The following is a 6,262-nucleotide window of genomic DNA, read 5'->3' on the forward strand; positions in this document are numbered from 1 at the left end:
CATTCCAAGTATTATTCCTAAGCCTAAAATACTAATAAGGAACACTTTTATAATTTGTTTTTTACTTGTATCCTTCATATATTCCTCCTCGTATAAAAATTCAATTTTTCAAAGGTAATTGGTTATTTACAAACTATGTAATGAATATCTATCTCCCACCCCTTTTAGACTCAAACATCAATACTTTAAGGTTTTAAGTTTAATATAAAAATTTAAAGATAAGGTAAAGATAAGATAAAGGGCATTTTTTATACGTACTTTAAAAGATATTGGTACAAAGAGATACGTGGGACAATTTGTTGATATAAATGGATTTAGTAATAACGGAAAGGTTAACGTACAAATTATTAATTATGGAGATATCATTCCAGAAGATTTACCCTATCTTTTCAATAAAAATAAAACATATCCCTATGATCGATTTAAAATGGAAATACAGCCCGTAATTAACAAGTTTGAAAAGGTTAGAATGTTTATTCAGAATCATAAATCTGAATTGATTCAAGTTGCACCACATCCTACGTATGATGTGAATTTGTTTGAGAAATCAATCAGTATACGGATTGATGCGATTAAAACGCATTTAGATGCTGATATGAAAGTCAAAGGTGGCATCTCCTCACCTAACCTAACCTGACAGACTATTCTTTTTATATCCGAGATCAAAAAATGGCACAAAACTTAGCGTGCCTCACTGAAATGGAGTATACAAACAAAAAAATCATTGTATGGGGACATAATTACCATATTCGAAAACAAAATTCGAATATGATAAATCATGATTCCGACAGAACAATATGATGGCATTCTATGGTTAGAAAAAACATCGCCTTCTGTACTGAAGTAAAAAAAGAGCCTCCAATAAAGTAATGGGGGCTCTTTTCAATTAAGTTAGAATGTGAGGCAAAGGCGCTAAGAAAGTCTTTATCCTGCTTAAAGTTTATTTGTACTCTATAATCATTAATTTGAAAAATTTACCATTAATCTTCAACTTGTAAATATAGTCCCATAATCAATTTCCGCCTTTACAAAGTATCCTGCGGTGTTCATCATGATAAACAGTTAACAAGAATACGCGAAGCGACGGCCTTGGAAATATGAAAATCCGCAAGGACACGGAAACAAACGGGCACCCCCTTTAACAAGTAATAATTTGTTCTGCACCCATGTTGATAATTCTTCTGGTAATCGGTATGTAACGGAACCATGTTGCTCTTTTATAATGACATAGGGATTGTGGAATTCTTCTTGAATGCCGATCCCAATGACTTGATACAATTTCCTGCACTGACTCGGAAACAATATATTTGGAATGTCTAATAATTCAATTTCATGAAAAGAATGACGGAATCTCGTATCAATTGCAAATACCATCACACCCACTCCCAGCTATACGTAAAACACAATTAGGATACCAATTAGATCTATGTTACGTGCAGAAATCCCCTTTTTCTCCCCAGACTTATCTACAAGAATAAAAAAGGAAACACAAGATATGTTCCCTTTTCACTATTTGTTTTCTACACTTTTAATTCCAATGTTTCTAGATGCTGAATAGATCCGCCCCCTGGCAGGTAGACATCTTCCTCCTTCAGCAGGGATACGGAACTTTCCGTTTCTACTAGTGACGGAAGATTGCGCACGCCAAATAATAATACTTTTCCCCTATTGTCCAAATGACGCGGGGTATGCATGGAAATCATAAGGTTGTTTATGCATGTAATTGTTCCTGTTCTTAAACATTTTCGGTTATCTATTTTTATTTTATTTTGCTTTTCTAGTATCTCTTACTTTTATTGTTTGATCGTTATGACTGGTACTTGCTTGGTGTCAGAAATTTTACTGTAACCATAATAAAGTAGAAAAAACAATAAAATAATTGTCCAAATAAATATAAACACTTTATAATCATACTTCATATGAAAAACCTCATTTTCCCTATATAAGTGAATGTACATACACCCCATAAATCCAATTACATAAATTATTGGATTTATGGGGTGTAGAGAATCATTAATTATTAGAAGTTGTTATTCATAAACATATCCAAGAAATCTTCAAAAAAATATCATCTAGGCATTTTAACATTTCATAAAAATGCACAGATGATATTTTTACGTTTAGCTAAGTAATGCTTTTTATGTAATAAATCCTTATCTCTATTTCACCTTAATGTTTATATGTACAAGAGTCTGTGTAGCAACTAGGCTGTACTTTAAATATGTACTAATTTGTGTGTGTGTGGGAAAGGAAGCACATTTTATTTAAAGTTGTTACTTTAAACCCCTTAATTAGTTGGTAGTCTTCTTCATTCAGACAGAAAGGAAATTTGAAGTGTGCACGTATTTTCAAATCAGACTCTTTACTACACACACTCCTATACACATAAAAACATCTATAGTTTTTGTAACAATGCGGAAATTACAAGAAACAAAAATGAAATAATTTTAATGTTACGTAACAACTTCGTAACATGATTGTAACATGACGTATTTAATCGTACAATACTTTTTTTAACTAATTATCAACAAAGTTCTGTTAATATCGTTCAAATTTAATAATGTTCCCATAGAGTATTACAATTAGAGTTGCTTGTGTTTTATTTGGATAGATACGAAATTTATATGCTATATTAATTATCATTCATTTCAGCTCCATTTCGGCATGTGTCTGTTATACAATAAACATATATTTGAAAGACAGTGGAGTAACAGTTTATGTATATCGAACAATTAAGATAGCTTCCTGTCATCCCTTGTCCGAAGCCAATTCATCCGTTCCTTAGGGAAGGAGTTTTCTTGGCTAAAATGACAAAAAAGTTGAGGATTCCCCCAACTTTTTATACATTTATTGTCTTATTAATCCTGTAGATGTAACCTGACATGTTCTTTTCTTTCCTATATATTCCTGTTTTCCATTCTCAAGGTTAGTTAAAGTCGCTCGTGTTTTTTCCTTTTCTGCTTCTCCTTCTATATGAGTTAATTCTATATAATCTCCCACTTTTATAGGTACTGTTTGAGTTTCAGCATTTTGTTGTCTATTTCCCATGATTTCCTTATTGTACATAACGCTACCGGATGAGTTCTGGACTTTAATACTTGCATATGTGCTATTGAAGTAAGAATGCGGTACGCCAGCTTCTAACTTGATTTTCAGCTCTTCTGCTGTTTTATTATAATCTACTTTTGCAATTTCTCGATCACTATATCCTTTTAATGACCATGCAAATTTTTTTCCATTCAAGGTGGCTTTTCTAAGAGCTAAAAAATGGTACATAGTTCACTGGTTTAACAAATAAATAATAGAATTGCAAAGCCACCTTAATTTAAGTTGGCTTTTCCTCTAGCATTATAAGCAAGATCCACCACTTGCATCAATTAACTCACCAGTTATCCAACGACTGTCTGATGATGAAAGAAAACCTACAATATCAGCTATATCATTAGGTTCTCCCCACCTATTAAAGGTCGATAAACCTGCAGCATATATTTGTCCCTCTTGGTTGCTCAATGTCTCAGCGTTCATTTCTGTATTAATTATGCCTGGGAGAATTGCATTTACTGTAATACCACGAGCACCAAGTTGTTGTGCTAAAGTATGAGTGAGTGTATTTATTGCCCCCTTAGATATACTGTAGGCAAAAACACTTGGGGAGGCGACCCGTGTGACAAATGACGAAATATTGATAATCCGTCCTCCATTTTTTAAACGTGGCAAAGCCTTTTGAATAATGAAAAATGGAGCTTTCACATTAATATTCATAACCTCATCAAAAGACTCCTCTGTAGATTCCTCTAACGTTAAAATCTGCCCAATTCCAGCATTGTTTACAAGGATATCAAATGTAGTATCACCTATATATTTTTGAAGAGATTGATCCATCATTGCATACAATTTATTAATGCCGTTAAAGGTACTTAAGTCTGCACTGATGGCAAATGCGGAACCGCCATCTTGTTTAATTTTATCCACTACACTTTCTGCTTCTTCTTTTCTTTTACTATAGTGAACAACGACTAACGCACCAGCCTGCGCCAAATGTAAAGCAATGCTTCGGCCTATTCCTCTACTAGCCCCTGTTACTAATGCAATTTTCCCCTTCAATTTATTCATCTCATCATCCCCTTGTTTAAAAAATTCTACTTAGTTATATCACAAGATACCCTTTGAAATGTTGCTCACTAATTTGATATCCATAAAACCAAAAGGCCCACTCATAATTATAAGAGTCGGCCTTTTCACTTCACATGTTCATTGGCTTTACATACAGTACCCCTAACTGTTATGTACTTTGTACTAAATATAATAAAGAATCTAGATGATATTATAGGTAACGCCAGCTTAAACTAAAGTAAATTCATATACATTTTGTTTAGAGTTTCTGCCTTTAATCAGTTCGTTTAGGCTTCTATGCCTATATTCAATAATATTTCAGCAGTGCATGTATTCTTCATCTTTAATATTTTTGTTTCTTAACCATAATTATCCTTAGAAAACCTCTAAAAACTAGTTGATAATCTTTTAGAATCTAACTTTCTTATAATACTCTTTGCTATTTCTTCAATATTTTCATTTAGAAAGAAATGATTACCTTCAAAAGAATGAAAAGTACACGTTTTACTTGTGTATTGTTCCCATTTTATTACTTGATCATATGTAGTAAATTCATCATTTTCCGCATTAAATATAAGAAAATCAAGATCACATGGTTGTATATTATTATCATGAATATATGTCTCGACAATCTTAAAATCTGCCCTTAGAATAGGGAGAAAAATCTCCATTAATTCTTCTGATTGCAGTACCCCAGATGGTGTACCTCCCATTGCAATAACTTCTCTTTTAAATTGTTCGTTAGAAAGATTATGTCGGATATTTTTTATTTTACTATTTGGATGATTTCTACCGGACAAAACAAGAAATTTAGGCAATACGTTTTTAGAATCTTGTATTTTTCTAGCTACTTCATAGGCAATCAAACTTCCCATACTATGCCCAAATAAAATATATGGCGAATCATCTATCTGCATAACGATATTATTATAGACATCATTTACTGCCTCTTCCATACTTTGGTACAAACTTTCTTCAATTCTATATCCTCTACCAGCTAACTCTATCGGGACTACTTCAATATATGGATTAAAGTAATTTTTCCATTTTGCGTAGCTAAACGCAGATCCCCCAGCATGTGGAAAACAAAAAAGTTTAGTCTTCTGCATTGATTTTCTCCTTACTTTAAAATTTGTTTATATTTTGGAAAATTGTATAAATGTCTTTAATTATTATCTCCTGCGGAAATGCATCCCTTGTTGCACAAGCAGATATCTTATAATTTGGATCAATATTATATTGTTTAAAGTAAAAGTTTTTAGGTATATTCTTGTATGAAATTAAAGTTCGTGATTCTTTTTTTATAGAGAATGAATTTAACGGGATATAAAGCCCTTTTCCAATCGTTTTTATATAACTTTCTTTTAATGTCCATAAATCATAAAAATAATTAATTTGTTCATCAGAATTCATATTAGATATATCATAAAATTCTTCCTCTGAAAAAAATTCATTTACTAATTTAAGAGCCTCTATTTCTGAAACCTTTTCTATATCAATACCCACATTAAAATTAGCCGTAGTACAAACCACCCATTCTCCTGAATGTGACACATTAAAATGAAAGTCAGAGAAATTTTCAACAAAAGGTTTTCCATACTCATTATATATAAATCTAATTTCTTCATTATTAATTTTATACTTTTGGCAGATTAAAGATCGGATTAATAAATCTCCTATCAGGGTCCTATTAATGTCGCATGAGTTTAATAAACGCTTCATTCGTTCTTTCTTCTCATTTGAAATAAAATTACTAAGTTGCTTAAACAAATGACTTTCAATATTCTTTGGTATTTTCACAGCTTGAATGTGTATGATAAATCACTTCCTTTTCTAAAGGATGCTTCATATATGTGCGTTACAGAAATTCAAATTAACTTTATTAAATTGCAAATACAATAGAAAAGGTGCATATTTACATAGCAATGAAAATATACACCTTTCCTCAGCAATATCATCAAGACATTCGCTTCTATTACAAAAAATTCAGAGCATTAACATCATACTATGAGCAACTTATAAAGGTTTTTATGTCCCTATCAAGTAATTTTTTCATTATCAGTAATGCTCTTGATATATTCATAATTTCCCACACTTGATGTAGTGTTATTGGGCTGTCCTTTTCATTCATAGCGTTGCATCTTTTGTA

5 protein-coding genes and 3 pseudogenes are annotated in these 6,262 nt (G+C 31.8%); 1 reads left to right on the plus strand and 7 read right to left on the minus strand.

Going from position 1 to position 6,262, the window contains the following annotated elements:
- Nucleotides 1-78: pseudogene (locus COK05_RS32220) on the minus strand (lysozyme family protein); the annotation flags it as partial.
- 322 nt (nucleotides 79-400) lie between these two features.
- On the opposite strand from COK05_RS32220, the pseudogene COK05_RS20045 reads away from it, so the two are divergent.
- Nucleotides 401-774 (plus strand): annotated as a pseudogene (locus COK05_RS20045) (erythromycin esterase family protein); the annotation flags it as partial.
- A gap of 288 nt (nucleotides 775-1,062) precedes the next feature.
- Here COK05_RS20045 and COK05_RS20050 read toward each other — a convergent pair.
- The 6 genes and pseudogenes from COK05_RS20050 to COK05_RS20075 all read right to left on the minus strand — a co-directional run bounded on the left by COK05_RS20050 (nucleotide 1,063) and on the right by COK05_RS20075 (nucleotide 5,913).
- On the minus strand, nucleotides 1,063-1,374 hold the full coding sequence (locus COK05_RS20050; protein WP_098613950.1) for a hypothetical protein: 312 nt from the start codon (nucleotides 1,372-1,374) through the stop codon (nucleotides 1,063-1,065).
- A gap of 1,164 nt (nucleotides 1,375-2,538) precedes the next feature.
- The gene (locus tag COK05_RS32090; RefSeq protein ID WP_098613951.1) at nucleotides 2,539-2,643 is read right to left on the minus strand and encodes a helix-turn-helix domain-containing protein; all 105 of its coding nucleotides are present in this window, start codon (nucleotides 2,641-2,643) and stop codon (nucleotides 2,539-2,541) included.
- A 204-nt stretch (nucleotides 2,644-2,847) separates the two neighbouring features.
- Nucleotides 2,848-3,243 (minus strand): annotated as a pseudogene (locus COK05_RS20060) (putative mucin/carbohydrate-binding domain-containing protein); the annotation flags it as partial.
- Nucleotides 3,244-3,348: 105 nt separating this feature from the next.
- On the minus strand, nucleotides 3,349-4,113 hold the full coding sequence (locus COK05_RS20065) for an SDR family oxidoreductase (RefSeq protein ID WP_098613952.1): 765 nt from the start codon (nucleotides 4,111-4,113) through the stop codon (nucleotides 3,349-3,351).
- A gap of 386 nt (nucleotides 4,114-4,499) precedes the next feature.
- The gene (locus tag COK05_RS20070) at nucleotides 4,500-5,222 is read right to left on the minus strand and encodes a thioesterase II family protein (RefSeq protein ID WP_098613953.1); all 723 of its coding nucleotides are present in this window, start codon (nucleotides 5,220-5,222) and stop codon (nucleotides 4,500-4,502) included.
- 16 nt (nucleotides 5,223-5,238) lie between these two features.
- Nucleotides 5,239-5,913: a 4'-phosphopantetheinyl transferase family protein gene (locus tag COK05_RS20075; RefSeq protein ID WP_098613954.1), complete on the minus strand. Its 675-nt coding sequence runs from the start codon at nucleotides 5,911-5,913 to the stop codon at nucleotides 5,239-5,241.
- Between the last annotated feature and the right edge of the window lie 349 nt (nucleotides 5,914-6,262).

The organism is Bacillus cereus (genome assembly GCF_002567495.1).
Taxonomy (GTDB): domain Bacteria; phylum Bacillota; class Bacilli; order Bacillales; family Bacillaceae_G; genus Bacillus_A; species Bacillus_A cereus_AQ.